Below are 1,865 nucleotides of genomic sequence, written 5' to 3'. Positions count from 1 at the left end.
TCGAAGAGGTCGCGACGAACGCGCTCTTGCTGCGCTGCGTCAAGCTCGCGCAACCACGACGACAGCGCAACGAGCTCTTCGAATGCGGACACGGCCCCCGGGAATCCCTGACTTTGTCGGTCAGGCGACAACTATACCGACACGCGTACCATAGACTGCGCGGACAAGAGAGGGGGGCTGCAGGTTGGCCGGAGATCAGGGGCCGATTCTCGGGGTACGCGACGTCTCGCTGCAATTCGGCGGCGTGAAGGCGTTGATGGACGTGAACTTCGAGGTCCGTGCCGGCGAGCTCTTCTCGATCATCGGCCCGAACGGCGCCGGCAAGACCTCGATGCTGAACTGCATCTCGGGACGCTACTCGCCCACCGCCGGATCGATCCATTTCAAGGACCGCGACATCACGCGGCTCACGCCCAGCCAGCGCGCGGCGCTCGGTCTCGGGCGCACCTTCCAGAACCTCGCGCTGTTCAGCCACATGACGGTGCTCGACAACATCATGGTCGGGCGCCACCACCTGATGAAGAACAGTTTCCTCGGCGGCTCGCTGTACTGGTTCGGCGGCGCCCAGAAGGAGGAACTGGCGCACCGGCGTCACGTGGAAGACATCATCGACTTCCTCGAGATCAGCCACATCCGCAAGGCGGTGGCCGGCACGCTGTCGTACGGGCTGCGTAAGCGCGTGGAGCTCGCGCGCGCGGTGGCCGTGCGCCCCGACCTCATCCTGCTCGACGAGCCGATGGCCGGCATGAACCTCGAAGAGAAGGAGGACATGGCGCGCTACATCGTCGACCTCAACGAGGAATGGGGAATGACGGTCATCATGATCGAGCACGACATGGGCGTCGTGATGGACATCTCGCAGCGCGTGATGGTGCTCGATTTCGGACGCGTGATCGCCGCCGGCCTGCCGCACGAGATCATGGACAACGAGCAGGTCAAGACGGCCTACCTCGGCGTGGACGAGGGGCAACCCGCCGAGCAGGCGCAGGCCTGAAGCGATGGCCGCCGCGATGGTTACCGCGATGGTTACCGAATACGCCGACGTCGCCCGGCACGACACCTTCCCGAAGCTGCTTCTGCACAACGCCGGGCGCTGGCCCGACGAGGTGGCCATGCGCGAGAAGGAATTCGGCATCTGGAACGAGTTCACCTGGTCCGACTACCGCGACCGGGTGCGCGAGATCGCGCTGGGCCTGCTCTCGCTCGGTGTGCGTCGCGGCGAAATCGTCTCGATCATCGGCAAGAACCGTCCCGAGATGGTCTGGGGCGAGCTCGCCGCGCACGCGGTCGGCTGCATGTCGCTGGGCATCTATTCCGACGCGCTGAACGAGGAGGTGTCGTACCTCATCGACTACGCGCAGGTGCGCATCGTGCTTGCCGAGGACGAGGAGCAGGTCGACAAGCTGCTCGAGATCGCCGAGCGGCTGCCGTGCATCGAGCGCATCGTCTACTTCGATCCGCGCGGCATGCGCAAGTACGACGATGCGCGGCTGATGAGCTGGGACGACCTGAAGGCCGCCGCGGCGCGCATGCACGCCGAGGACCCGCAGCGCTTCCAGAACGAGGTCGCGCTCGGCAAGGGCAGCGACGTGGCCGTGTTGTGCACCACCTCGGGCACGGTGTCGAACCCGAAGATCGCGATGCTGCAGTCGGGCCCGTTCCTCGCGCACTGCCTGTCGTACCTGCGCGCCGACCCGAAGCTGCCCACCGACGACTACGTCTCGATGTTGCCGCTGCCGTGGATCATGGAGCAGATCTACGCGGTGGGGCAGGCGCTCATTTCGCGCATCACCGTCAACTTCGTCGAGGAACCCGAGACGCAGATGGCCGACCTGCGCGAGATCGGCCCCACCTTCGTGCTGCTC

General features: G+C 65.6%; 2 protein-coding genes. Both read left to right on the top strand.

The window, feature by feature from the left end; genetic code table 11:
• Positions 1–184 precede the first annotated feature (184 nt).
• Positions 185–994 (top strand): ABC transporter ATP-binding protein, encoded by an 810-nt coding sequence (locus ROZ37_RS22055; protein ID WP_312662890.1) that lies wholly within the window; start codon positions 185–187, stop codon positions 992–994.
• Between the two features lie 4 nt (positions 995–998).
• Positions 999–1,865, top strand: an 867-nt coding sequence (locus tag ROZ37_RS22050; RefSeq protein ID WP_312662887.1) for an AMP-binding protein, incomplete at its 3' end; no start/stop codon positions are given.

Origin of the sequence: Aromatoleum sp. (genome assembly GCF_032027225.1) — a bacterium.
Taxonomy (GTDB): domain Bacteria; phylum Pseudomonadota; class Gammaproteobacteria; order Burkholderiales; family Rhodocyclaceae; genus Aromatoleum.
The sequence above is the reverse complement of the archived record's forward strand: the minus strand, read 5'-3'. Positions and strand labels throughout refer to the sequence as shown.